Raw genomic sequence first — 24,158 nt, 5'->3', positions numbered from 1 at the left:
CAGGTAGCGCGATGCAGAATTGGGATGACCTGCGTATCTTCCTGGCGGTCGCGCGATCGAAGCGGATCGCGCCGGCGGCGCGGTCGCTCGGCGTCGATGCCACCACCGTCGGCCGCCGGCTCGCCAGGCTGGCGGCGCGCGTCGATCGGCCGCTGTTCGAGTCGGTCGGGGGCGAACGCCGGCTGACCGAGGAAGGCGAAGCTTTGCTCGCGCACGCAGAGACGATCGAATCGGCTGTCGTCGCCGCGATCGCACCTGCGGGTGATTTGGCCCCCGCCGGCCATGTCAGGGTAAGCGTGGCGGAAGGGCTGGCAACCTGGGTGATCGCGCCGGCAATCGCACCGTTCCAGGCGAGCCACCCGCGCATCCGGCTCGACCTCATCACCGCGTCCGGCTTCCTCAACCCGTCGAAACGAGAGGCGGACATCGCAGTGATGCTTGCGCGTCCACGCAGCGCGCAACTCCGCGCCGTCGAGTTCGCGCGCTATCGGCTGCGGCTTTACGCCACGCCCGACTATCTCGACCGTCATGGCCGACCGGCCTCAAACGCCGAGCTCGGCAGGCACGTTCTGGTCGGCTACGTGCCCGAGCATATCTATGCGCCCGAGCTCGACTATCTGTCGGAGATCGAGCCCGGCCTGTCACCCCAGGTCCGCAGCACGAGCATCAACGTCCAGCGCTCGCTGGTGTCCGCTGGTGGGGGGATCGGGGTGCTACCTGACTTCATGGCGCAGCACGATCCCAAGATGGAGGCCGTGCTGGGTGAGAGTATCGCCGTCCATCGCACCTTCTGGCTGGTGACGCATCAGGACACTCACGCGACCTCGCGGATCCAGGCGGTGTCCACCTGGCTTCAGGCGATCGGCGGCCGACTAAGCTGATCCGGTCCGCCCCGCCGGAACGGGAAGCATCCGCCCCTCGCCATCGGCAAACAGCAGGATGTCGACGCCGAACGCGTCGCGCAGATGCTTCTGCGTCAATACCTCGGCGGGCGAACCGGCTGCGAAGACCCGGCCGTCACGCAGCATCACGATCTCTTCCGCGACCCGCGCGGCTTGCACCAGATCGTGCAGCACGACGACCACGCCGACTCCGCGCGTCGCCTGTCCGCGCAGGCGATCGAGCAGATCGAGTTGATGCGCCGGGTCGAGGCTCGCCAGCGGCTCGTCGGCGAGCAGCCATTGCGGCTCGCCTGCCAGCACGCGCGCCAACAGCACCCGCGCACGCTCGCCACCCGACAGCTCGCCGATGCGACGATCGGCGAATTGCTCTGTGTCGGTTGCCGTCATCGCCGCGAGCACAGCGGCGATATCGTCAGCGGCACTGGTCCGATGCGGCAGGCGACCGAGCGCGACGACATCGCGCGCCGGCATGTTCCAGGCGACGTCACCCGATTGCGGCAGGTAACCGATCGTCCGCGCGCGCTCGTCGCCCCGCATCGCGGCGATCGCATGGCCGGCAATCGTGATCTTGCCGGCGCTGGGGGCGATCAGCCCGGCGGCGGCGCGCAACAGGCTGGTCTTGCCCGCGCCGTTGGGCCCAAGGATCACGGTGATGCGGCCAGCGGCGAATGTAGCACTGGCGTCGGTAAGCACCCTCCGCCCGCGCAGGTCGAGCGTCACGCGGTCGAGAGTCAGCGCCATTGCTTGGCTCCCTCGCGGAACAGCAAGGCGAGGAAGAACGGCGCGCCGATCAACGCCATAGCGACGCCCAGCCGTACCTCGCCCGCGCCTGGCGCCAACCTGCACAAGCTGTCGGCGGCGAGCGTCAGAGCGGCGCCGCCGAGCGCGCTCGGGACCAGCAACGCCGACGGCTTGGCGCCGAAGACCGGCCGCAACAGATGCGGGACGACCAGACCGACGAACCCGACCACGCCCGTCACCGCGACGCCAGCGCCGACCGCCAAGCCCGTCCCGATCACCACCAGCCAGCGCAATCTACCGAGATTGGTGCCGAGCGACCGCGCCGCGTCCTCGCCCAGCGCCAGCGCGTCGAGCCCGGGGCCGGTGAACAGCATCACCAATATGCCCGCGCCGATGAACGGCGCCGCCATCACCACATCGTCGGGCCCACGATCGGTCAGCGCACCCATCAGCCAGTCGATCGCCTCGGCGATGGCATAGGGGTTTGGCGCGATCGAGATCAGGAACGCGGTCAGCGCGCCGGCCAGGCTGGCGAGCACGGTACCGGCGAGCACGAACACCACCGGCGTCTCGGCGCGCGCGGTGAGCATTGCAAGCAGCGCCATCGCGCCCCCTGCCCCGGCCATCGCCCAGCCGAACTGGCCCAGCCAGCCCGCACCGACCCCCAGCACGATCGAGGCGACCGCCCCCAGCGCCGCGCAGGATGACACACCAATCACTGTCGGATCGGCGAGCGGGTTCCTGAGGTAGCCCTGCAGCACCGCGCCCGACAGGCCGAGCGCGGAGCCGAGCAACACGCCGAGCACCGCGCGAGGGATACGCAATTCGGCGATGATCGCCCAACGCGGATCATGACCGAACCAGGCGTCGAGCGGGATCCATTGTTTCCCCGCCATCAGCGACAGCGCGAACAGGGCCGCGGTCAGCAGGACGAGCAGCCCGAGGCGGAGCGCGCGGTTCATGACAAAACAATCATGATAGGGCCCGCGATCGGATGGCGGCGAGGGTGCGCAGCGCCGGGATGATGGTCGGACCGCCGCAATTGACCAATTGGCGCGGAAACCGCTCCTCGATCACTTGGTACCCCGCCATGCCGAGCACGCGGCGGCGCAGCGATGCGGTGCGGCCATCCGGGTCTGGATCGAGCACGATCCGCGGCGGATGCGCGACCAAGCTCTCGATCGGCACGTTGCCCGAGAAAGCGAGACCGAAATCCTTGCTGGCATCGCCCAGTCCTGCGAGTCCGACCATTTCGGTCAGCAGGCTGGGCCCGGCATTGGCGAAGCTGTCGGAAATATAGAGAAGCGTCGCGGGCCGGCGGTCATCGCGCGGCACGGCATCCGCCACCGCACGATCGATCCGGGCGATCAGCCGCTCTCCCGCCGCCGGTGCGCCGACCGCGGCGGCGACGCTGCGGATCTGGTCGCGGCTGGCGGCGACCGTCGTCGGCGAATCGAGAGTCAGCACCTTGAGCCCGGCGCGGCGATACGCGTCGAGCGTGGTATTGGGCGTGAAGCTCGACGCAACGACCAGATCAGGCTTGAGCGCGATCACTTCCTCGGCCGTCCCGGCAGTCGCGCGATAGCGCCGCGCCAAGTCGAGCGGGATCGAGGTCGCGCCCGGTTCCTGCGAATAATGGCTGATGGCCGTCACCCGATCCGGTGCCAGCGCGAGCAACAACTGGTCGGCGCAGGGATTGGTCGAGACGATCCCCCCGGTGCTGGCAGGTTGCGCGTTGACGCATCCCGCCAGTCCCAAGGTGATGAGGGCGATCAATCGCCTCAATTGAACTTCAGGCGAATGCCGCCATAGGCCGCGCGGCCCGGCGTGCTGTAATATTTCACCACGGCATATTTCTCATCGAACAGATTATCGACCCGGCCATAGATCGAGAATTTGTCCCCGATTGGGAAGTCCGCGCGCAACCCGACGACCGTATAGCCCTCGAGCCGGTTGAAATTGCCGGCATCGTCGAAACTGTCACCCACGCTCAGCACCGTCGCGCCGACGCCCAGGCCGACGGGAGTCTTCCAGTCGATCGACGCGCTGACCGATTGACGCGGACGCCGCGCCAAATCGTTGCCGAAATCGGTGCCGGGCGACAGATTGGTCGAATCGATGAAGCTATAGGAGCCGCTGAGCGTCAGCCGATCGCTCGGTCGCACCGACAGCGCGAACTCGATCCCCTTGGCCCGAGCGCGGTCGATGTTGACGTAGGTGAAGGCCGGACCGAAATCGATCTGGTCGGTCGTGTCGCGATGGAACCAGGTGATCCCGGCGACGATCCGCCCGCCGACCAGCCGCTGCTCGACCCCCACGTCATAGCTTTGCGCGGTTTCGGGTTTCAGATCCTTGTTGCCGAACACCGACGTCCCGAACCGCCCATAGAGCTGGTAGAGGGTCGGCGCCTTGAACCCTTCGGCATAGCTGGCGCGCAAGGTCGTCTCGGTCGGCAGCGTATAGACCGCATTGGCCGCCCAGGTGGTATGCCCGCCGAACGCCGAATCGTCGTCATGACGCACGCCGCCCGTCACGGTCAGGCGATCGACCGGCGATACGATGACCTCGCCGTAAAAGCTCGTGACGCCGCGCGTCGCCGCCAGATCGCCGTCGAAATAGCGCGTATCCTCATGCTCGGCGCCGGCGACCAATCGGACCTGATCGATCACCTGGAAATCGCCCTGATACTGATAGCGCTCGCTTCGGCCGCGGCCGAAGAAGCTGACCGCGGAGCCGAATGCCGGATCGTAATTGTCACGATTGATGTCGGCGATGGTGAAGGCGACGCGATTCCTGAAGCGGCCGCCGAGGAAATCGGCGTTGAGGCCCGCATAGCCGTACAATTCCTGCGTCTTGGCATATTCGCCGTCATCCGCGGGCAGGAAGGTCACACCGTCGAAGCCGTCGATATCCACCTTGCTGTGGGCATAATAGCCGCGCAGGTCGAGCCTGATATTGTCGGTGAAGGCGATCTCGATCCGCCCGGTTGCGCCGATCTGACGATAACCGTCCGGTTCGGTGCCCGACGACACGGCCGAGAAGCCATTGGTCTTGAGATAGCCGGCGTTGAGCGATGCAGACACGATGCCGCTCCGCCCCGATACGCCGCCATTGGCGAAGACCGTGTCGTAGCTGCCATATTCGACATTGCCGCGCGCCTGGAGGCCATAGCCCGGCTGCATCGTGGTGACGTTGACCACGCCGCCGATCGCCTGGCTGCCCCAGGGAACCGAGTTCGGGCCGCGCAACACCTCGACACGGTCGATCGACCCGGCAAGCAGATTGGCAAAATCGAACGCGCCGCCCGGCGACGAGGGGTCGTTGACCCTCACGCCGTCGATCAGGGTCAGCGTCTGTGAGTCCTCGGCACCGCGGATGCGGACAGCGGTCAGCGCGCCAAGCCCGCCGTTGCGCGACACCGTCACGCCGGGCGTGGTCGCGAGTAGGTCGGACAGCGCCACGGTCTGGCGCTGCTCGATCGTCTGGCGGTCGATCACGGTTACGGCCTGACCGATCGTCTCAGGCGCCTGCGGCACGCCGGTCGCAGTCACGATGATATCGGTTCGGATCTGATCGGCGAGCACGATATCGGTATCGTCGATCGCCGGCTTGTCTTGCGCATAGGCCGGTGCGGCGATGGCGATCGCGGCGCACGCCGACGTCGCGAGGATGGAAAACTTCAACATTGGACATGCCCCTTTCGTGGGGCCGCGGACTCCGGGCGCCTGAACGCGACACCCGGACCGTACGGCCCGGTTCATGTCGCTCACGCGAGGGATGTCCCTCGTTCGCCCGGCACACCCCGTCCGCGCAAAGGATCGACCGTGGCGGGCAGGTCTCCTGGCTCCCGGGTCATCGCGTCCGCCCCGCCTTCCCGACCCCGAAGTCAGTGGCATTAATGGGGCGACCGCTCTCCGGTCACAGTTGCGGGGGCAGCGCCGGCGTCTCGACCGGACTTCCCTTTTGCTTCCCCTTGCGGGGAACCCGTCACGGCGCGGCGTCTATGCCGCAGCGCGGTAAAGCGCAAGCGGCGCGTCGTTTCAGCTTCGTTGAGCGGGCTGGCGCGGCACTGTTTCAGCTTGCTGAAACAAACTCCTAGGACTCAGAAATCGAATGTGGTTTGCGCCGCAGACGGCGGCTCGGTGGCGACGCCCTCGATTTCGAGCATCCGTACCTTGGCGAGCGCGCCGCCAGGGGCCGAGAAGCCGTGGACCCTGCTGCCCGCGGCCAGCACGCGATGGCATGGCACGATCAACGGGATCGGATTGCGCGCCATCGCCTGGCCGACCGCGCGCGCCGCTTCCGGCCCCGCGCCCAATTCCCTGGCAACGGCGCCATAGGTCATCGTCTCGCCGCGCCCGATCGCGCGGACGCGGTGATAGACGCGTGCGAAGAATGGCTCCTGCTCGCCAAGATCGATCGCGACGGCATCGAAATCGACCGGCTCCCCGGCGAAATAGCGGATCGCGTCGGCGATCACCGCCGCGACGGCAGGCGGCGGGTCGCCGGCAACGGCATCGGGCAAGCGGCGAAGCAGCGACCATTCCGCGTCGCGAGCCGACTCTCCGGGCAAGCGAAAGGCGGTGACCGCCTCGCCGCTCCACGCGATCGCGGCGATACCATGCGCGGTTTCGAAGACGCGGTAGCGATGGAGCGTGGCCATGGGTCCAAGATCGGCCAGCGCATCCGTCAAATCAACCGTCCCGCAGTCAGTCCGCGGCGACTGGCCCTGACGGCGCTTTCGGCCGGCGCGCGATCCAGACGATCGCGATCATCGACAGCGCGATCCAGCCCGATATCCAGAACAGATCGTCGGCGGCGAGCAGATAGGCTTGCCCCACCATCTGTCGCGCGACCATCGCCGGAGCCTGGGCCGCACTGACGCCGAGATGGCGCAGCGTCTCCAGCGTTTGCGCATAGGTCGGCGCATAAGCGGTGAACTGATCGGTCAGCCGCGTCTGGTGCATCGCCTCGCGCCGATCGTACATGGTGGTGATCAGCGAGGCGGCGAAGCTGCCGCTGGTGATGCGCGCGAAGTTGGAGATGCCGGTCGCCGAGGGGATGCGTTCCGGCGGAATGCCGTCGAGCTGGATCGTCAGCATGCCGAGGAAGAAGCAGCTCATCGCCACGCCCTGGACCAGCAGCGGCAAGGTGAAATGCCAGACATCGGCCTCGGTGGTGAACCCCGAGCGCATGAAGAACGACAGAGCGAACGACCCGAACGCCAAGGTCGCGAGCAAGCGCGCGTCGATCTTCCCGCTCAGCCGCGCCATGATCGGGGTGAGGATGATCGCCACGACGCCGCTGGGAGCCGCAACCAATCCTGCCCAGGTCGCGGTGTAACCGAGCTGGGTCTGCATCCACAGCGGCATCAGCAGCACGTTGGCGAAGAACACGGCATAGCCCGCGCAAAAGGCGATCGTGCCGAGCGCGAAGTTGCGGTTGCGGAACAGGCGCAGGTCGACCGCCGGCTGCTTGTCGGTCAGCTCCCAGATCAGCCAATAGACGAATGCGATGGCGGAAACGATCGCGGCGACGGTGATGAATGTCGAGTTGAACCAGTCCGCATCCTTGCCCTGATCGAGCACGATCTGCAGCGCCCCGACCCAGACCAGCAGCAACAGCACGCCGACGGTATCGATGCGCAAATTGCGGGTCGGCGTCTCGCGCGACTTCAACCCGCGCCAGCACATGATTGCGCAGAACAGCCCGACCGGCACGTTGATCAGGAAGATCCAGCTCCAATGATAATTGTCGGAAATATACCCGCCCAGGATCGGACCCGCGACCGGCCCGATCAGCGTCGTGATCGACCACACGCCGAGCGCGGTCGAGCGCTTGTTGGGCGGGAAGATCGAGATCAGCAGCGCCTGGCTGCCCGGGATCATCGGTCCCGATACCGCACCCTGGAGAACGCGGAAGAGGATCAGCGAATTGAGGTTCCACGCGATGCCGCACAGGAACGAGGCGATGGTGAACAGAACGACCGAGACAACGAAGGTCCGCACCACACCCAACCGGCCCATCAGCCAGCCGGTCAGCGGCACGGCGATACCGTTGGCGACGGCGAACGAGGTGATCACCCACGTTCCCTGGTTGGTGCTGACGCCGAGATTGCCGGCGATCGTCGGCAGCGACACGTTGGCGATCGTCGAATCGAGCACCTGCATGAAGGTGCCGAGCGCCAGCGCGAACGCGGTAATGGCGAGCGCTCCGCCCTTGAGCGGGGCGGGCCCGGCCGGCGCGCTCACCGCACGCGCCCCGCATTGGCGGCGATGATCGCGTTGATCTGGGCATCGACCGCGGCACCACCATCATCGCTGGACTGCGGCGCATAGGGTTGCGCCGACTGGCCGCCGAGCACAGGCCCCGAGGTGTTCGAGGTGTCGACCTCGGCATTGACCGACAGCCCGATGCGCAATGGATATTTGCTGAGCTCGCGCGGGTCGAGAGCGATCCGGACAGGTACGCGCTGGACGACCTTGATCCAATTGCCGCTGGCATTCTGCGGCGGCAGCAAGGCAAAAGCGTTGCCGCTGCCCGCGCCCAGCCCGGCGACCTTGCCGTGATAGACGATCTTGCCGCCATAGGTGTCGGTGGTGATGGTCACCGGCTGGCCGATGCGCAGGTCGGCAAGCTGCGTCTCGCGGAAATTGGCGTCGATCCACACGCGGTCGAGCGGGACGACCGCCATCAACGGGGTGCCCGCCGCGATCTGTTGTCCAATCTGGACGCGACGCTGGGCGACGACGCCCGCCACCGGCGTGGTCAGCGTCATGTGGCTGCGGCGGATCGCGGCACGGCGATAATCGGCGATCGCCGCGAGCACGGCCGGGTTGCTGCGGACGTCGGTGCCCTGGACCTGGGTATTGGCCTCGGCGACCTTGCTTTGCGCGAGCGCTACCGATGCCGTCGCCGTCTTTACCGAATCCACGGCATGCGCGACTTCCTCGCCCGACACCGCCCCTTCACCCGCGGCACTGCGACGGCGCGATAAATCGTTGCGCGCCCGCGCGAGCTCGGCCTGGGCCTGAGCCAGTTCGGCGCGCGCCGAATTGACCTGCGAGAAATCGCCGCGCACGCCGCGCACGGCCCGGCCGAGTTGTGCGGCTGCGGCGGCGAGATCGACATCGGCGGTTGCGGGATCGAGCGTCACCAGGGTCTGGCCGGCCGCCACACGCTGGGTATCGTCGGCGTAGAGCCCGAGGACTGTCCCCGGGTCACGCGCGGTGATCGCGATCGTGTCGCCGCCGACATAGGCATCGTCGGTGCTCTCGCTGCGGCCGACCAGGAAGAACGCCCAGACGGCATAGGCCAGCAGCCCCAGGACGACGATCAGCGTCACGACGATCAGCAGCCGGCGGCGCGTATTGGGCTTGGCCGGTTCGGTCGCCGGAGCGACGGGTGACGGCGGCGCCGAATGCTCGGACACCGTATCGGCCGGGGTTTCGCGGGTCGGCAGGTCTTGCACGATATCGGTCATTGCGCGGCCTTCGGGCTGGAATTGGGAGTCAGAGCGGCGGGGTCGAATCCGCCGCCGATCGCAACCAGGAGCTGGACCTGGGCGACGGCCTTGTCGGCCTGGAGATTGACGCTGTCCTGTTGCGCCTGGAGCAGGCGCACATCGTAGTTGATCAGGTCGAGCCGCGAGCTCAGGCCTGCCGACACGCGGACGTTGTTCAGGCGGCGCACCTCGGCGAGACTGGCGGTGCTCGCGCGTTGCTGGGCGATATCGTCGTCGAGCGTCTTCAGCCGGGTGAGCAGATCGGCCGTCTCGCGGACCGCGCCGAGCACCTTGCCGTTATAATCGGCGATCGACTCGTCGACGGCCGCCGTCGCCCCGGCATAGTCGGCACGCAGCTTGCCCCCTTCGAAGATCGGCAAATGGATCGCGGCGCCGCCACCATAGGTCGAGGCGTCGCTGGAAAAGAGATTACCGATCCCCAATGCCTGCAGGCCGACCAGGCCGAGCAGGTTGACGTTGGGATAATAGGCCTTGCGCGCGACCTGGCGCCCCGCCGATGCGGCCGCGATTCGCGCCTGCGACGCAAGAATGTCGGGCCGGCGCGACAGCAGGTCCGCGGGAAGCGATGTCGGCAGCGGCGCCAAGCTGTCGAGCTTGAGCGCGGTCGGTGCGATCGACGGATAATAATCCGCGCCGCGCCCCGCGAGCAGCGCCAGGGCGTGGACGAGTTGCTCGCGTTGCCCCTGCGCGCGCACCAGTGCCTGGCGCGCGTCCGCCAACAGGCTGTCCGCCGCCTGCACGTCGATATTGCTGTCGAGCTGGCTGCGTACGCGGACGCGGGCCAGCGTGGCCGACTGCTCGCGCTGCGCGATGGTCGACCGCGCCAGCGCGATCTGGCGCTCGGCCCGCGCGAGTTCGACATAGGTCTGAACCACCGAGCCGGCGAGTGCCAGCCGGGCCGCCTGATAATCGAGCTTCGCGGCGTCGGCGCTGCTCTTCGCCTGGCGGATCGCGGCGGCCTGCTTACCCCAGAAGTCGAGATTCCAGCTCAGATTTGCCTGGGCATCGCCCATCCAGCGGAAGGTGCCGCCATAAGGCGGGGGGATGATGTAGACGCTGCTCAGCCGCTCGAATTGCTCGCTGGCGTCGGCGCCGACATTGGGGCGGCGCGCCGCCTCGCTGCCCGCGACTGCCGCCTGCGCTGCCCGGACGCGAGCAGTGGCGGCATCGAGCGTCGGGCTGCCCGACAAGGCGTCGGCGACGATGCGGTCGAGTTGCGGATCGCCCAGGCTGGTCCACCAATCGGACGCGACGAGCGGCGCGGGCGCATCGCCCAATCCGAGCGAGGCCGGGGCGATAGGAGTCACGGCGACGGGCTCGTGGGGGGCCGCGCAACCGGCCAGCAACAGCGCGATCGCCGCGCCGAACAGTCTCCGCTGCATCATGTCAGGCGTCCGCCGTCTCGGCTTCGCGTTCTTCGAGCTGGCCAAGTATCTTCGAGAGCGTGCCGATCGTCTGGACGATATCCCCGGGCGCGATGTCGCGCAGGATGTCGTTCCAGACCTCGATCACCAGCGGAATGCTCCGCGCCAGCACCGCCTTGCCGGCTTCGGTGACGATCAGGTTGCTGACGCGCCGGTCGGCATCATCGCGAACCTTGGCAAGCAACCCACTCGTTTCGAGTTGCTCGACCAGCCGGCTCATCGCGCCGCTGTCATGGCCCATGTTGCGCGACAAGGCGCGGCAGGTCGTGGCGATACCGTTATCGACCAGGCTGAGGACGATCCATTGCGACATCCCGACGCCGGTGTCCTCGAGCTTGGCTTCGACCTGGGCGACGCTCAACTTGTAGATGCGGCGGAGAAGGTATCCGAGGCAGGTTTCCGGCCGGAAATTCTCGGGTGAGTAGAAGGGCTGCATATATCTGCCTCGGCAATTACTGCTCGGGCAGATAATTCTCGGAAGGTCGCGTTCAAGGGGCGCCAGTGCCGCGCCGCAACATTTTTTGAGCAGGAGCCGGACCTTAGCCCGTACCGGAATTTGCCACGCAGCCGGCCGGCCGCGCGGTCTGCATGCTAGCCGGCCACGACCTTCGACGCGGCCGGCAGGTCGTAACGCTGCCGATCGCCATTGTCGGCACCGCCATTCCTGACCCAGGCGCCGTGCGCATGCGCGGTCGCCAACACGTGCCACTCATCATGGCCGGGCCAGCTCTTCACCCGGACTACCTGGTGCGCAAGGGCGCGGTCCGGCTCCATCATCACCCAGCCGAGCGGTTGTTCCGCCGTGGCGCGCGCCCCCGCCGCGTTCATCGCCGCGCGGATACGGCTGGCACTGTCCTCGGGCAGATATTGCCACACCACCGAATGCATCAGCACGCGCGTCACGCCGGCCGGTTGCGGTTCGGCGAGTCGCGCCTCGACCCAATCGGCGGCGTCGGCCTGGACCAGATCGACCGGCTTGGCGCGCTGCATCGTGATCGCCTTGCGCAACCGCTCGGCGCGGGCCGGCGTTTCGGCCCAGACATAAGCGGCCAGCCGGGCCTCAACCGCGGGATCGGTGGCGTCGAGGGGATGGACGTCGCAACCGCGCACCGAGACGATCTCGATCGCCGCAGGCGCAAGCGGGTCGCCGCGCCATTCGGGAGCTATCGTGACGGGCGCGTTCGCGGGGCCAAGCTTCACGCCGCCAAGATCGAAGGCATAGCGGTCGATCAACAGGTTGAGCCCCGCGCTCGATCCAATCTCGAGCAGTTCGATTTTGGGGCCATGACGCCGCGCGATCTCGAGCAACCCGACGATCAGCGCGCTCGATCGGCCCGGCTCGTTGGTCTGCGGCGGCCCGTCGAGCCAGGGCAGCAGGGTATCGTCATGCTTGGCCAGTACTGCATTCACCGCCGCCGCAATCGCATCCCGGTCGGTCGTCCCGCCGCGGAACACCGCCGCCAAACCCGAATCGGCGCCGGCCTGCACCAAGGCATGCAGCCCGCCGATGAAGCGGAGCGGCAACGCGTCGCGAGTCGGTTCGCCGGGCCAGTCGAGGATGCGGGTGCCCGTGCGGCTGTCGCGCGTCAGGCCGTCGGCGATCGCCGCGCACAGCCGCGCATAGATCGGCGCGTCCATGTTGCGGCAATAGAATTCCTGGATCCGGAACGCCTCGCGATTGCCCGCCTCGTCGGCCATGCCGCATTCTCCTTGTCCAGTTCCGGCGCGCTACCCCGCGCGACCTTCCATGAATTGCTGTCCGTCGGAGGGTCGGGCCGGCAAGCGCGCCGGTACGGCACACGCTGAAAGCGCCGCCGTCGCGGTGCATTGCGCCTTCGCAGGTGCACAAGTAAAGCCCCGCCATGGCGCAACCTCTAGTCATTGCCGTTCCCAAGGGCCGCATCCTGTCGGAAGCCGTGCCGCTGCTCGTCCGCGCCGGCGTCGAGCCCGAGGCGGCCTTCTCCGACGAAGACAGCCGAGCATTGCGGTTCGCGACCAACCAGCCCGGCATCGACCTGATCCGCGTTCGTGCCTTCGACGTCGCGACATTCGTCGCGCATGGCGCCGCGCAGATCGGCATCGTCGGGTCCGACGTGCTGGCCGAATTCGACTATCCCGAGCTCTATGCGCCCGTCGATCTCGGCATCGGCCATTGCCGGCTGTCAGTCGCCGAACCCGCCGAGATGGCCGCCGCCGATGACCCTCGCGGCTGGAGTCACGTTCGCGTCGCGACCAAATATCCGCACGTGACGCAACGCCATTTCGAGGCACGCGGCGTGCAGGCTGAATGCGTCAAGCTGAACGGCGCGATGGAACTGGCGCCGACCTTGGGTCTTGCGCCGCGCATCGTCGACCTTGTCTCATCGGGCCGCACGCTCAAGGAAAATGGTCTGGTCGAGGTCGAGGTGATCGCGGAGGTCACCAGCCGCCTGATCGTCAACCGCGCGGCATTCAAGACGCGGCCGGAACTGGTGCCGTTGGTCGATGCGTTCCGGCGTGCGGTGGAGAAATGCGATGCGGCGTAATTCTTCGCCCTCACCCTTCCCACGTCGCTACGCGACGCGGGCCCCTTCCCTCTCCCGATGGGAGAGGGAGGGAGCGCCGAAGGCGCGGAAGGGTGAGGGTGATCCAAGATGATCAAACTCTCCACCTCCGAACCCGGTTTCGACCGCCAGTTCCAGGCGCTGGTCGATGCCCGGCGCGAAGCCGATAGCGATGTCGCGCGCGATGTCCGCACCATCGTTGCCAGCGTGCGCGACGAGGGCGACGCCGCGGTCCACGCCTTCACCCGCAAGTTCGACCATCACGACCTCAACGAAACCGGCTGGCGGATCGAGCGCGCCGAATGGCTCGCCGCGCACGAAGCGCTGGCCCCTGATCTGCGCGACGCGCTCGAACTCGCCGCAGAGCGGATCGCCGCTTATCACATCAAGCAGAAGCCCGAGGATCGCGACGAGATCGACGCGATCGGCGCGCGGCTCGGCGCGCGCTGGCGCGGCGTCGATGCGGCCGGGATCTACGTCCCCGGCGGCCGCGCGGCCTATCCCAGCTCGGTGCTGATGAACGCCATCCCCGCCAAGGTCGCGGGCGTCGAGCGGTTGGTGATGGTCACGCCCACGCCGCATGGCGAGGTCAATCCGCTGGTACTGGCGGCCGCGCATGTCGCCGGGGTCGACGAGGTCTGGCGGATCGGCGGCGCGCAGGCCGCCGCCGCGCTGGCCTACGGCACCGGCCGGATCGCGCCGGTCGACGTGGTGTGCGGCCCCGGCAATGCCTGGGTCGCAGAGGCCAAGCGCCAGCTCTACGGCGTGGTCGGGATCGACATGGTCGCCGGACCCAGCGAGATCGTCGTCGTCGCCGACGGCAAGAACGACCCACAATGGATCGCCGCCGATCTGTTGAGCCAGGCCGAACACGACCCGTCGAGCCAGTCGATCCTGTTCACCGACGACGCCGCTTTGGCGCGGGCGGTAGCGGAAGCGGTCGACCTCCAGATCGGCAAACTCGCGACCGCCAAGGTGGCGCGCGCGAGCTGGGACGCGAACGGCGCGATCGTCGTGACGGCCGACCTGGTCGAGGCAATGCCGTTGGTCAATCGGCTCGCGCCCGAGCATCTCGAACTCGCCTGTGACCAGGCGGACGCACTGTTCGACATGGTCAAGCATGCCGGATCGGTGTTCATCGGCCGCTATACGCCCGAAGCGGTCGGCGATTATGTCGCCGGACCCAACCATGTCCTGCCGACCGGCCGCCGCGCGCGCTTCTCGAGCGGATTGTCGGTGCTCGACTTCATGAAACGCACCAGTTTCCTGTCACTCGATCCGGCCTCGCTCGCCGCGATCGGCCCCGCGGCAGTCACGCTGGCCGAGGCAGAGGGCCTGCCCGCGCACGCTCGCTCGGTTGCGCTCCGGCTCGGCTGAGCCTCCATTTTTCGACAAGAACCGGTCCACCGGTCTAAAGGCAACGCAAATGACGACTCACACCAATTCCCGCACCGCCGGCCGGTCCAAGGCGCGCGCCGCCGCGCGGCTCGCCGCGACCCAGGCGCTCTATCAGCACGATATGGACGGCACGCCCGTCGTCTCGTTGCTCCACGAATTCCACCAGCATCGCCTCGGCGCGACGATCGAGGATGCCGAATATGCCGATGCCGATATCGACTTCTTCGACGATCTGGTGACCGGGGCGCTGGCGCGAATTGACGAGATCGATGCGCTGATCGCGAACAACGTCACAGCCGATTGGAAGATCGAGCGGCTCGACAAATTGATGAAAGCGATCCTGCGCGCCGGGACTTATGAATTGCTCGCACGCAAGGACGTCGCGGTCGGCACCGTGATCAACGAATATCTCGACGTCACCGACGCCTTTTACGAACGGCGCGAAAAGGGCTTCGTCAACGGCATCCTGGACGGCGTCGCCAAGAGCGCGCGAGCCTGACCGCCGGCGCGGATGGCGGAGATCGTCAACCTCAACCGGGCCCGCAAGGCGAAGGCGCGCGGGGAGGCCGGGAGGACCGCCGCCGCCAACCGCATCGCTTATGGCAGGACCAAGGCAGAGAAACAGGCTGCCAAGGCCGAAGCCGAGCGCCGCGCCCGCGAGCTGGACGGTATGAAACGCGAGCCATGAAGCCGCGGGCATGAACGAGGCCGATTTCATCGCCGCGTTGCGGACGCTGCCGCTCCATCCGGGCGCGCATGAGCTGCGCGACGACAATGCGACGATCGGCGGAATGACCGTCACCACCGACACGATAGTCGAGGGCGTCCATTTCCTGTCCGACGATGCGCCGGGCGACGTCGCCTGGAAACTTCTCGCGGTGAATCTGTCCGACCTCGCCGCCAAGGGCGCGCGGATCGAGGGCGCGCTGCTCAATTATCCGCTGTCGAGCGACGATTGGGATCGTGGCTTTCTCGACGGCCTGCGCGCGGCGCTCGAGACGTTCGGCTGTCCGCTGATCGGCGGCGATACCGTTTCCCTTCCCGCGAATGCGCCTCGCGTATTGACGCTGACCGCGATCGGCCGCGATGCGCCCGCACCGTTGCGCTCGGGCGCGCGAGCGGGCGACGCGCTCTGGGTGACGGGAACGATCGGCGATGCCGGCGCGGGCTTGCGGATCGCGCAGGGAGAGGCAGGGCCAAAGACGCTGCTCGCGCGCTATCGCCGCCCGATACCGCGTGTTGCCGAGGGATCGAGGCTGGCCCCGCTCGTTCACGCGATGATGGACGTGTCGGACGGATTGTTGATCGACGCCGGCCGCATGGCCGCCGCCTCGGGCCTGGCGGTCGCCATCGATCTCGCCGCCATCCCCCTTTCGCCGGACTATCTCGCCTTTGCCGGCGCCGACCTTGCCGCTCACCTCGCCGCGGCGACGGCGGGCGACGACTACGAATTGCTGTTCGCGCTGGCCGGCGGCGAAGAGCCGCCTGTTGGCGCATCCCCGGTCGGCCGGTTCGGCGCCGGAAGCGGGATCGCGCTGACGTGGCAGGGTTCATCCGTCCCGCTCCCGGCCACGCTCGGTTTTCAACACTGACGGCCAGGGTTCGTGGGCGCTTGCGCTCGCTCGATCCCTCCTTATACCTCCTGCCCACCTTAAGGAAAGTTCGCGGATGCCGTCCGGCGTCACGTGTCTAGCAGGGGAAGAGGAATGACGATTGTCTATGCGGCCATCGTCTGCGGCCTGATCGCCGTAGTCTATGGCTTCATCACCAGCCAGCAGGTGCTTCGCGCGCCGGCCGGCAACGAAAAGATGCAGGATATCGCCGCCGCCATCCAGGAAGGCGCCAAGGCCTATCTGGGTCGCCAATATACTACCATCGCGATCGTCGGCGTGATCGTCGCCGTGATCCTGTTCTTCACGCTCGGCATCCTGTCGACCGTGGCGTTCCTGATCGGCGCTGTGCTGTCGGGCATCGCCGGGTTCATCGGCATGAACATCTCGGTCCGCGCCAACGTCCGCACGGCGGAAGCCGCGCGCGGCTCGCTCCAGGGCGGTCTGACCTTGGCGTTCCGTTCGGGCGCGATCACCGGCATGCTGGTGGCGGGCCTGGGCCTGCTCTCGATCGCCGGGATCTTCTGGTACCTGACCGGGGTCAAGCATCTCGAGCCGGGCGATCATGAGATCGTCGCCGCGCTGACCGCCTTGGCCTTCGGCGCCTCGCTGATCTCGATCTTCGCGCGCTTGGGCGGCGGTATCTTCACCAAGGCCGCCGACGTCGGCGCCGACCTGGTCGGCAAGGTCGAGGCGGGCATTCCCGAGGACGATCCCCGCAACCCGGCGACGATCGCGGACAATGTCGGCGACAATGTCGGCGACTGCGCCGGCATGGCGGCCGATCTGTTCGAAACCTATGTCGTGACGATCGGCCTGACGATGGTCTCCATCGCCCTGCTGCTCGCCGACGCGCCCAATCTGTTCGCGCTGATGGCCTTGCCGCTGATCGTCGGCGGCGTGTGCATTATCACCTCGATCATCGGCACCTATTTCGTCCGGCTCGGCAAGGGCGAGTCGATCATGGGCGCGCTCTACAAGGGGTTCTGGACGACGGTCGTCCTGTCGGCCTTCGCCATTTTCGGCGCGACCAAATGGGTGCTCGGCGACCTTAACGCCGCGATCGGCACTGTCGGCGACAAGAGCTTCACCGGCATGTCGCTCTTCTATTGCATGCTGATCGGCCTGGTCGTGACCGGCCTGTTGGTGTGGATCACCGAATATTACACCGGCACCAATTACCGGCCGGTCAAGTCGATCGCCAAGGCATCCACCACCGGCCACGGCACCAACGTCATCCAAGGCCTTGCGATCAGCCTGGAATCGACCGCGCTGCCGACGCTCGTGATCGTGATCGCGGTGATCGCGACTTATCAGCTGGCCGGGATCATCGGCGTGGCGTTCGCCGCTACCTCGCTGCTCGCGCTCGCGGGCATGGTGGTCGCGCTCGACGCTTATGGGCCGGTCACCGACAATGCCGGCGGCATAGCCGAAATGTCGGGGCTGCCCGACGACGTGCGGCACCGCACCGACGCGCTCGACGCGGTGGGCAACACGACCAAGGCGGTGACCAAGGGCTATGCGATCGGCTCGGCCGCGCTCGCCGCGCTCGTGCTGTTCGGCGCCTATACGACCGACCTCGATCGCTATGCGCCGCAACTCGGCATCGGGACGATCAACTTCCAGTTGAGCAATCCCTATGTCATCGTCGGGCTGCTGCTCGGCGCGCTGCTTCCCTATCTGTTCGGCGCCTTCGGCATGACCGCGGTCGGCCGGGCGGCGGGATCGGTGGTCGAGGACGTTCGCGCCCAGTTCGCCGCCGACAAGGGCATCATGGAAGGGACCAGCCGTCCCAATTACGGTCGCACGGTCGACATCGTGACCAAGGCGGCGATCAAGGAAATGATCGTGCCGTCGCTGTTGCCGGTGCTGAGCCCCGTCGTGGTGTTCTTCGTCATCCAGGCAGTCGCGGGCCGCGATCAGGGCTTCGCCACGGTCGGGGCGATGCTGCTCGGCGTGATCGTCTCCGGCCTGTTCGTCGCAATCTCGATGACCTCGGGCGGCGGCGCATGGGACAATGCCAAGAAGTATATCGAAGACGGCAATTACGGCGGCAAGGGCTCCGATGCCCATAAGGCCGCGGTCACCGGCGATACCGTGGGCGATCCGTACAAGGATACAGCGGGCCCGGCGGTCAACCCGATGATCAAGATCACCAACATCGTCGCGCTGCTGCTGCTCGCGGCACTGGCCGCGCACGGCGTCGGCTAAGCGATACGGCTCCCATCCGGTCGTTGCGCCGGATGGGAGCAGATCGTTCTTTTCGGACATAAAATTGGATCGGGGGCAGCTTGTCTGCCCCTTTTTCATTGCTAGACTGCTGCCCGGGGCACTGGGGGCAAGTCATGTTTGGGCGTATCGTATCGATCGCGGCTGCGGCCGCGCTATTTCCGGCGATGACCGGTGTATCGGCGCAAGACACCAAGCCAGCCGCACCGGCACCAGAGACAAAGCCGGCGCCGGCCAATGCCGGCCCTCCTCCCGCCGCGGCCTTTGCGCAATTGCCGTTCATCGAAGCGCCGTCTTTGTCGCCCGACGGTACCCGTGTCGCCGCGCGGATCGCGGTTCAAGGCAAGATGCGGCTGGCGATCATCCCGCTGGCCGACACCACGAAGGTCAAATTGCTCGATCCGGGCGATTTCGAATTGATCAGCTGGAAATGGGTCAACAACGACTGGCTATTGCTCCGCGCCGGAGAGATGCAGCCGGTCGAGGGCGATAGCTGGTATGTCAGCCGCGCGTTCGGCGTTCGCTCCGATGGCGGCAAGATCAATGTCCTGGCGACGCCGACGACTGGCCAGAATGGCGCCGACATATTGTGGGTCGCGCGCGACGGCAGCCCGCATGCCCTGATCGCGATGCAGAACTCGATCTATATGGGCGAGAATTTCTGGCCGCAGGTGCGGGACTTCGACGTCTCCACAGGCAAGAGCAAGATCGTCCAGAGTTCGACCACCAATGTAATGGACTGGTATGCCGACACTGCCGGCACCGTGCGGATGGGCACTGCCTATGACGACGACAGGCGATCCTATCGCACGCTGTATCGCGCGCAGGCCGGCGGGCCGCTGAAACCCATCGAGCGTGCCGTCGCCAAGGGCAGTACGCTCAGCACCTTGCCCGCATTGATCCTGCCGCAATCGGGAAAGGCGATCGCGGTCGACGATGCCGACGGGTTCGACGCCGTCTATGATTTCGATCTCGACACGATGAAGATCGGCGCCAAGATCTTCGATGCGCCCGGCTATGATGTCGACGCACCGTTTCTCGACCCGACCGGCACGAAAATGATGGGGTTCCAATATACCGACACGCGGACGCGCACGAAATGGCTCGACCCGACCCTGGCGCAGGTCCAGGCCGATCTCGACAAGGCGGTTCCCAATCTGTGGCCCGACATCGTGTCGTGGAGCAACGACCTAAGCGTGTTGATCGTGCATATCGGCGCGGCCGACAGCGCGGGGGCCTATTATCTTTATCGCCCTGCCGACGGGCGAATGTCGGTCTTCGCGACGATCAATGCGACGCTCGGCACCAAGAGCTATGCGCCGGTCAAGACCGTCCGCTACACCGCGCGCGACGGCACCGAAATGTCCGCGGTGCTGACGCTGCCCAAAGGGCGCGAGGCGAAGAACCTCCCATTGATCCTGATGCCGCATGGCGGTCCGGCGGTTCGCGACGACGAGGAATGGGATTGGTGGGCTCAGTTCCTGGCGAGCCGTGGCTACGCCGTGCTGCAGCCCAATTATCGCGGCTCGACCGGCTTCGGCACCAAGTTCAACAAGCTCGGCGAAGGCCAATGGGGCCTGAAGATGCAGGACGACCTGGTCGACGCGGTCGGTTGGGCGGCGAAGCAGGGAATCGCCGACTCCAAACGCGTATGCATCGTCGGTGGTTCCTATGGCGGTTATGCCGCTTTTCGCGCCGCGCAGCGCGACAAGGGCGTCTATCGCTGCGCGGTGTCGTTCGCCGGCATATCCGACATGACGGCGATGCTGCGGTATGACGGCTCGTTCCTCAACGGCGGCCGCAACAAGGATAATCTGCGCAGGCAGGCGCCCGACCTTAAGGCGGTGTCGCCGATAAATTTCGCCGCCGAATTCTCGACGCCGATCCTGATCATGCATGGCAAGGCCGACCAGGTCGTGCCGGTCAAGCAATCGCGCGAGATGGTCGAGCGACTGAAGGCGGCCGGTGCGACCTATCGGTACGTCGAGCAGCCTTTGGGCGACCATCATTTCACGCGCCAAGCCGACCGCCTGCAATTCCTGGAGGAACTCGAGGCGTTCCTGGCAAAGTATAATCCCGCATGATCGCCAGTTGACGCCTTGCCGGGCTTGATCGAAGGGAGGGCGTCACCGGCCGCGGTGGCGCTCCTTCCCTTTGCCCTGTGAGGACCCATGGCCGCCTTGTACGACCGCGAAGCCCTTCGCACGCTGCTCGCCACGCGCACGCTCAAGCGCGGCGATTTCCTGCTCGTCTCGGGCAAGCGCAGCCGGATCTATTTCAATATGAAAGCGACGATGATGACGCCCGAAGGCGCCGCGCAATGCGCGCGCGGATTGTTGTCGGTGCTCGACGGGCTGGATGCCGATTACGTCGCGGGGCTGGAAATGGGCGCGGTGCCATTGTTGGGCGGAATCGCGGCATTGAGCTGGGACGTCGGTCGCCCGATCGGGGCGGTATTCGTGCGCAAGGCGGCGAAGGCGCACGGCACCTCGCTGATGGTCGAAGGGCTCGACGATAGCGGCGGCGAGTCGCTGCAGGGCAAGCATGTCGTGCTGATCGACGACGTCGCGACCAGCGGCGGGTCGATCCTGAAGGCCGCCGAACAGATCGAAGCGGCCGGTGGGATCATGAAGGACGCGATCGTGATCCTCGACCGCGAACAAGGGGCGGATGCCAACCTCAAGGAGCGCGGCATCACGCTCCACGCGCTGTTCACCGCGACCGATCTCGGGGTGACCGAGGAAGACAAGAAGCCGCTGGATTGAAATCCGCCGCCCGGCGGAGGAACGTCGGGTGAGCATACCCCGCATGCTCAAGGATCGTCCGGGGGACGATCCGCCCAGACGTTGGCCTCTGGCCGTATCGCAACTCTCCAGCGATCCCGGCCTTCGCCGGGATGACGGCTATTTCCAGTTGATCGCCGAACGCGCCTGATCTTCCAGCCAAGCCATCGCCGCGAACCACGGGCCCGCGCCATAGCTGATCCGTGCCACGCCGGCATCGGCGAAGGCGCGTGAGTCGACCTCGCCACCGCCGGGCAGGACGTTGACCAGCGCGCCGGTGCGCTTGACGATCTGCGCGATCGCCGCAGCGTCGCGCAAGAACGGGACGAAGATCCCGCTCGCGCCGGCCGCGACATAGGCGGCCGCCCGATCGATCGTCTCATCGAGAGTCGATGCATCCTGCTTTTCGGCAGGCGTACGGATGTAGAGATCGATCCGCGCGTTGATAAAGAACGCCTCGCCGGCGCCCTTGCGCGCCGCGGCGACGCGCTCTGCCTGGTCCGCGATCGGATAGAGCCCCTCGCCGCCGATCACCGAATCCTCGAAATTGCAGCCGACCGCGCCAGTCGCGGCCAGCTTCGCGAGATTGGCGGCAATGCCCTCGACGTCGTGCGCATAGCCGCTTTCGAAGTCGATCGATACGGGGACATCGACCACGCCCATGATCCGCTTGGCATTATCGAGAACGAGATCCAGCGGAACCTCCTCCCCGTCATGGAAACCGAGCGACTCGGCAGCGCCATAGCTACCGCTCGCGATCGCCTTCGCACCCGCCTTGGCGATCGCCACCGCGCTGCCCGGATCCCAGCAATTGTAGATGATCAGCGGGTCGCCGGGGACATGGAGCGCGGCGAAGGTCTCGTAGGCGGACGACATAAACTCCCCTCCCGTTTGCGGGAGGGGCCGGGGGAGGGCGTGTTCCGCTCTCTCCCACAGCCCCTCCCCTAACCCCTCCCGCAGGCGGGAGGGGAATGTGGATCAGTGAACGAACCGCGCCACCACGTCGCGATAGCTGCGGCTGACTTTCACCTGGCCACCCGAATCGAGCACCAGGAAACACTCGCCATTGGTATGCGGCTTGACCTGGCGGACCAGGTCGAGATTGACGATGGTCGAACGATGGACGCGCTGGAAGCGGCGCGGGTCGAGGCGCTTTTCCAGGTCCTTCATCGTCTGGCGCAGGATCAGCGTGTTGTCGCCGGTCTTGATGCACATATAGTCGCCCGCCGCCTCGACCACTTCGATCGTGTCGACGTCGACGCGGAAGATCTTGCCGCGATCCTTGATGTTGATGAGCTTCTCGAAGCGGTTGGACGACACCTCGCCGCCGTCGGCGATTTCCTCGGCCGCTTCCGGCGCCACCTCGGCCAGTGCTTCCTTATACTTCTCGACTTCCTCGGCGGTGCGCTTCTCGGCGAGCCGCTGGCGCACGCGGTCGAGCGTATCGGCAAGGCGCGATTCCTCGACCGGCTTGACCAGGTAATCGGTCGCCTGCGCCTCGAACGCGCGAATGGCGTGGTCGGAATAGGCCGTCACGAAGACGAACAATGGCGGTTCCACCTCCATCAGGCCCTGGATCACCGAAAAGCCGTCGAATCCCGGCATCTGGATATCGAGAAACACCAGATCGGGTTTATTTGTCTTGATACTGCGGATCGCCTCGCGCCCATTGGCGCAACGGTCGATGATCTCGACATCGTCATGCGCCTGAAGGCGGAGTTCGAGCCCCTGGATCGCGAGCGCTTCGTCGTCCACCAGGATGGTTCTTATGGTCATGCGGCCTCTCTATTCGGATCTTCCAACTGGTACGGAATCTCGATCTCCACAGCAAAGCCGCCCCCTGGTGTAGACCGAGCATCGAAACGGTGGTCAGGTCCGTACGCCTGTGCCAACCGATCTCTTATATTGGCGAGCCCCACGCCAGTTGAAAGGCTCGGCCCTAACTTGCTCTCGATCAAGCCAGGGCCGGTGTCGGACACGGTAATCCGGACCCGTTCGCCGACGAGACGTGCCGAAACTGCGATTTCCGCCCCCTCCTCGCTCGGCGTGACCGCATATTTGATCGCGTTTTCGACCAACGGCTGGAGCAACAAGGAGGGCAATCGCGCGCGCTCGGCGCGCGGATCGATCTCGAACACCGGGCGCAGGCGCTTTTCGAACCGCATCTTCTCGATCTCGAGATAGAGTTTGAGCGTGTGCACTTCCTGCGCGACCGTCACGTTCGCGGTCGGCTCGTAGATCAAGGTGAAGCGCAGGAAATCCGCCAGTCGCGACAGCATCGCATTGGCGCGCTCGGTCTCCTTCAAGAGCACCAGGGTCGAGATCGAATTGAGCGTGTTGAACAGGAAATGCGGGTTGAGCTGATAGCGCAGCATCGCCAGCTGCGCCGAGGACGCCTGGTTGCCGAGCACCAGCAGCTGGTCCGCCTGCTGTTCGACGATCAGGTAGAAATTGATCCCGAAATAGAGCGCCGACCAGCCCGCGAGCACGGTGAAATTGAGGAACAGCTGACCGAACACCAGGCCGAAATTGAGACCGGGATTGTCCTTCATGATGCTGTACGAGAAACCGTTGAGCACCGCCGCCAGGAACGTCGCGCCGGCCAGCGTCACCACCGTCAACAGGATAGCGCTGATCCGCGGCAGGCGGCGATAATAGCCATAGAGCGTCGAGAGCAGCAGAGTGATGCAATAACCGACGATCGATTCGATGATCCCCGGAATCAATGCCGTCATCGGCGCGCCGTTGGACACCGACGACACCGAGCGAAGGAGGAGATACCCGCCCCAGCCAACGCCCTGCAGCGTCCAGAAGGCCCGGCTCTTGTCCTCGAAGAACGGGCGCGAAAAGATCGCGGGAGTCCAGAAGGGACGCTTCTGGTCCGTCAATGCAGTGTCGGCCGGCGCCGGCGCGGGGGACGAAATCGTGGCCATGGGGCTGGCCCCTTTATACGCGCTGGCCACAGTGCGCAAAGCCGGCGGTGTCGAGCGATCGTCTAGGCAG

The 24,158-nt window shown here is 66.3% G+C and carries 22 protein-coding genes and 1 riboswitch; of the genes, 9 read left to right on the top strand and 13 right to left on the bottom strand.

The window, feature by feature from the left end:
- Positions 1-11 precede the first annotated feature (11 nt).
- Entirely contained in the window at positions 12-881 is an 870-nt protein-coding gene (locus Q0L25_RS13625; protein ID WP_296615100.1) for a LysR family transcriptional regulator, read from the top strand.
- Here the strand turns inward: Q0L25_RS13625 and Q0L25_RS13620 are convergent.
- From Q0L25_RS13620 to Q0L25_RS13575, 10 genes are all read right to left on the bottom strand, one after another.
- Complete coding sequence (locus tag Q0L25_RS13620) at positions 873-1,643, bottom strand: ABC transporter ATP-binding protein (RefSeq protein ID WP_296615098.1); 771 nt, start codon at positions 1,641-1,643, stop codon at positions 873-875. The two genes, Q0L25_RS13625 and Q0L25_RS13620, sit on opposite strands and share 9 nt — an antisense overlap.
- Positions 1,634-2,605 (bottom strand): iron ABC transporter permease, encoded by a 972-nt coding sequence (locus Q0L25_RS13615; RefSeq protein ID WP_296615096.1) that lies wholly within the window; start codon positions 2,603-2,605, stop codon positions 1,634-1,636. Before Q0L25_RS13615 ends, Q0L25_RS13620 begins: the two co-directional genes overlap by 10 nt.
- Before the next feature lie 10 nt (positions 2,606-2,615).
- Positions 2,616-3,419, bottom strand: coding sequence for an ABC transporter substrate-binding protein (locus Q0L25_RS13610; protein WP_296615093.1), 804 nt, complete (start codon positions 3,417-3,419; stop codon positions 2,616-2,618).
- A gap of 5 nt (positions 3,420-3,424) precedes the next feature.
- On the bottom strand, positions 3,425-5,329 hold the full coding sequence (locus Q0L25_RS13605; RefSeq protein ID WP_296615091.1) for a TonB-dependent siderophore receptor: 1,905 nt from the start codon (positions 5,327-5,329) through the stop codon (positions 3,425-3,427).
- Between the two features lie 126 nt (positions 5,330-5,455).
- Positions 5,456-5,646, bottom strand: a riboswitch (cobalamin riboswitch).
- A gap of 99 nt (positions 5,647-5,745) precedes the next feature.
- A complete protein-coding gene (locus Q0L25_RS13600; protein WP_296615089.1) occupies positions 5,746-6,306 on the bottom strand; it encodes a methylated-DNA--[protein]-cysteine S-methyltransferase in 561 nt (186 codons plus the stop codon).
- Between the two features lie 46 nt (positions 6,307-6,352).
- Positions 6,353-7,894 (bottom strand): DHA2 family efflux MFS transporter permease subunit, encoded by a 1,542-nt coding sequence (locus tag Q0L25_RS13595; RefSeq protein WP_296615087.1) that lies wholly within the window; start codon positions 7,892-7,894, stop codon positions 6,353-6,355.
- The gene (locus Q0L25_RS13590; protein ID WP_296615085.1) at positions 7,891-9,126 is read right to left on the bottom strand and encodes an efflux RND transporter periplasmic adaptor subunit; all 1,236 of its coding nucleotides are present in this window, start codon (positions 9,124-9,126) and stop codon (positions 7,891-7,893) included. The genes Q0L25_RS13595 and Q0L25_RS13590 overlap by 4 nt, the downstream gene beginning before the upstream one ends.
- On the bottom strand, positions 9,123-10,553 hold the full coding sequence (locus tag Q0L25_RS13585) for an efflux transporter outer membrane subunit (RefSeq protein WP_296615083.1): 1,431 nt from the start codon (positions 10,551-10,553) through the stop codon (positions 9,123-9,125). The genes Q0L25_RS13590 and Q0L25_RS13585 overlap by 4 nt, the downstream gene beginning before the upstream one ends.
- Before the next feature lies 1 nt (position 10,554).
- Entirely contained in the window at positions 10,555-11,028 is a 474-nt protein-coding gene (locus Q0L25_RS13580) for a MarR family transcriptional regulator (RefSeq protein WP_296615081.1), read from the bottom strand.
- A 155-nt stretch (positions 11,029-11,183) separates the two neighbouring features.
- Complete coding sequence (locus Q0L25_RS13575) at positions 11,184-12,290, bottom strand: DUF2332 domain-containing protein (protein ID WP_296615079.1); 1,107 nt, start codon at positions 12,288-12,290, stop codon at positions 11,184-11,186.
- 164 nt (positions 12,291-12,454) lie between these two features.
- On the opposite strand from Q0L25_RS13575, the gene hisG reads away from it, so the two are divergent.
- From hisG to pyrE, 8 genes are all read left to right on the top strand, one after another.
- Positions 12,455-13,117: an ATP phosphoribosyltransferase gene (gene hisG / locus Q0L25_RS13570; protein ID WP_296615078.1), complete on the top strand. Its 663-nt coding sequence runs from the start codon at positions 12,455-12,457 to the stop codon at positions 13,115-13,117.
- Between the two features lie 108 nt (positions 13,118-13,225).
- Positions 13,226-14,512, top strand: coding sequence for a histidinol dehydrogenase (hisD, locus tag Q0L25_RS13565; protein ID WP_296615076.1), 1,287 nt, complete (start codon positions 13,226-13,228; stop codon positions 14,510-14,512).
- Between the two features lie 49 nt (positions 14,513-14,561).
- Positions 14,562-15,032: a transcription antitermination factor NusB gene (nusB, locus tag Q0L25_RS13560; RefSeq protein ID WP_296615074.1), complete on the top strand. Its 471-nt coding sequence runs from the start codon at positions 14,562-14,564 to the stop codon at positions 15,030-15,032.
- 12 nt (positions 15,033-15,044) lie between these two features.
- Complete coding sequence (locus Q0L25_RS13555; RefSeq protein WP_296615072.1) at positions 15,045-15,221, top strand: DUF4169 family protein; 177 nt, start codon at positions 15,045-15,047, stop codon at positions 15,219-15,221.
- Between the two features lie 10 nt (positions 15,222-15,231).
- Positions 15,232-16,125: a thiamine-phosphate kinase gene (thiL, locus tag Q0L25_RS13550; protein WP_296615070.1), complete on the top strand. Its 894-nt coding sequence runs from the start codon at positions 15,232-15,234 to the stop codon at positions 16,123-16,125.
- A gap of 114 nt (positions 16,126-16,239) precedes the next feature.
- Positions 16,240-18,354 carry a sodium-translocating pyrophosphatase gene (locus tag Q0L25_RS13545; protein WP_296615068.1) on the top strand — a complete coding sequence of 705 codons (2,115 nt, stop codon included), beginning with the start codon at positions 16,240-16,242 and terminating at the stop codon, positions 18,352-18,354.
- Between the two features lie 134 nt (positions 18,355-18,488).
- Positions 18,489-20,456 carry a S9 family peptidase gene (locus Q0L25_RS13540; protein WP_296615066.1) on the top strand — a complete coding sequence of 656 codons (1,968 nt, stop codon included), beginning with the start codon at positions 18,489-18,491 and terminating at the stop codon, positions 20,454-20,456.
- Between the two features lie 87 nt (positions 20,457-20,543).
- Positions 20,544-21,137: an orotate phosphoribosyltransferase gene (gene pyrE, locus Q0L25_RS13535; RefSeq protein ID WP_296615064.1), complete on the top strand. Its 594-nt coding sequence runs from the start codon at positions 20,544-20,546 to the stop codon at positions 21,135-21,137.
- Between the two features lie 138 nt (positions 21,138-21,275).
- Here pyrE and Q0L25_RS13530 read toward each other — a convergent pair whose 3' ends face one another.
- The 3 genes from Q0L25_RS13530 to Q0L25_RS13520 form a co-directional block, all read right to left on the bottom strand.
- Positions 21,276-22,031, bottom strand: a complete 756-nt coding sequence (locus Q0L25_RS13530; protein ID WP_296615062.1) for an isocitrate lyase/phosphoenolpyruvate mutase family protein — start codon at positions 22,029-22,031, stop codon at positions 21,276-21,278.
- A gap of 102 nt (positions 22,032-22,133) precedes the next feature.
- The gene (locus Q0L25_RS13525) at positions 22,134-22,931 is read right to left on the bottom strand and encodes a LytTR family DNA-binding domain-containing protein (protein WP_066590799.1); all 798 of its coding nucleotides are present in this window, start codon (positions 22,929-22,931) and stop codon (positions 22,134-22,136) included.
- Positions 22,928-24,088, bottom strand: coding sequence for a sensor histidine kinase (locus Q0L25_RS13520; protein WP_296615059.1), 1,161 nt, complete (start codon positions 24,086-24,088; stop codon positions 22,928-22,930). Before Q0L25_RS13520 ends, Q0L25_RS13525 begins: the two co-directional genes overlap by 4 nt.
- Positions 24,089-24,158 lie beyond the last annotated feature (70 nt).

This window comes from Sphingomonas sp., from assembly GCF_024508665.1.
Lineage (GTDB): Bacteria > Pseudomonadota > Alphaproteobacteria > Sphingomonadales > Sphingomonadaceae > Sphingomonas.
This window is presented reverse-complemented; position numbering and strand designations above follow the sequence as displayed.

Bases quoted from the DNA above. Each gene is read 5' to 3' on its own strand.
- Q0L25_RS13625 (WP_296615100.1), top strand. From the start codon at position 12: ATGCAGAATTGGGATGACCTGCGTATCTTCCTGGCGGTCGCGCGATCG.
- Q0L25_RS13620 (WP_296615098.1), bottom strand. From the start codon at position 1,643: ATGGCGCTGACTCTCGACCGCGTGACGCTCGACCTGCGCGGGCGGAGG.
- Q0L25_RS13615 (WP_296615096.1), bottom strand. From the start codon at position 2,605: ATGAACCGCGCGCTCCGCCTCGGGCTGCTCGTCCTGCTGACCGCGGCC.
- Q0L25_RS13605 (WP_296615091.1), bottom strand. From the start codon at position 5,329: ATGTTGAAGTTTTCCATCCTCGCGACGTCGGCGTGCGCCGCGATCGCC.
- Q0L25_RS13600 (WP_296615089.1), bottom strand. From the start codon at position 6,306: ATGGCCACGCTCCATCGCTACCGCGTCTTCGAAACCGCGCATGGTATC.
- Q0L25_RS13590 (WP_296615085.1), bottom strand. From the start codon at position 9,126: ATGACCGATATCGTGCAAGACCTGCCGACCCGCGAAACCCCGGCCGAT.
- Q0L25_RS13585 (WP_296615083.1), bottom strand. From the start codon at position 10,553: ATGATGCAGCGGAGACTGTTCGGCGCGGCGATCGCGCTGTTGCTGGCC.
- Q0L25_RS13580 (WP_296615081.1), bottom strand. From the start codon at position 11,028: ATGCAGCCCTTCTACTCACCCGAGAATTTCCGGCCGGAAACCTGCCTC.
- Q0L25_RS13575 (WP_296615079.1), bottom strand. From the start codon at position 12,290: ATGGCCGACGAGGCGGGCAATCGCGAGGCGTTCCGGATCCAGGAATTC.
- hisG (WP_296615078.1), top strand. From the start codon at position 12,455: ATGGCGCAACCTCTAGTCATTGCCGTTCCCAAGGGCCGCATCCTGTCG.
- hisD (WP_296615076.1), top strand. From the start codon at position 13,226: ATGATCAAACTCTCCACCTCCGAACCCGGTTTCGACCGCCAGTTCCAG.
- nusB (WP_296615074.1), top strand. From the start codon at position 14,562: ATGACGACTCACACCAATTCCCGCACCGCCGGCCGGTCCAAGGCGCGC.
- Q0L25_RS13555 (WP_296615072.1), top strand. From the start codon at position 15,045: ATGGCGGAGATCGTCAACCTCAACCGGGCCCGCAAGGCGAAGGCGCGC.
- thiL (WP_296615070.1), top strand. From the start codon at position 15,232: ATGAACGAGGCCGATTTCATCGCCGCGTTGCGGACGCTGCCGCTCCAT.
- Q0L25_RS13545 (WP_296615068.1), top strand. From the start codon at position 16,240: ATGACGATTGTCTATGCGGCCATCGTCTGCGGCCTGATCGCCGTAGTC.
- Q0L25_RS13540 (WP_296615066.1), top strand. From the start codon at position 18,489: ATGTTTGGGCGTATCGTATCGATCGCGGCTGCGGCCGCGCTATTTCCG.
- pyrE (WP_296615064.1), top strand. From the start codon at position 20,544: ATGGCCGCCTTGTACGACCGCGAAGCCCTTCGCACGCTGCTCGCCACG.
- Q0L25_RS13530 (WP_296615062.1), bottom strand. From the start codon at position 22,031: ATGTCGTCCGCCTACGAGACCTTCGCCGCGCTCCATGTCCCCGGCGAC.
- Q0L25_RS13525 (WP_066590799.1), bottom strand. From the start codon at position 22,931: ATGACCATAAGAACCATCCTGGTGGACGACGAAGCGCTCGCGATCCAG.
- Q0L25_RS13520 (WP_296615059.1), bottom strand. From the start codon at position 24,088: ATGGCCACGATTTCGTCCCCCGCGCCGGCGCCGGCCGACACTGCATTG.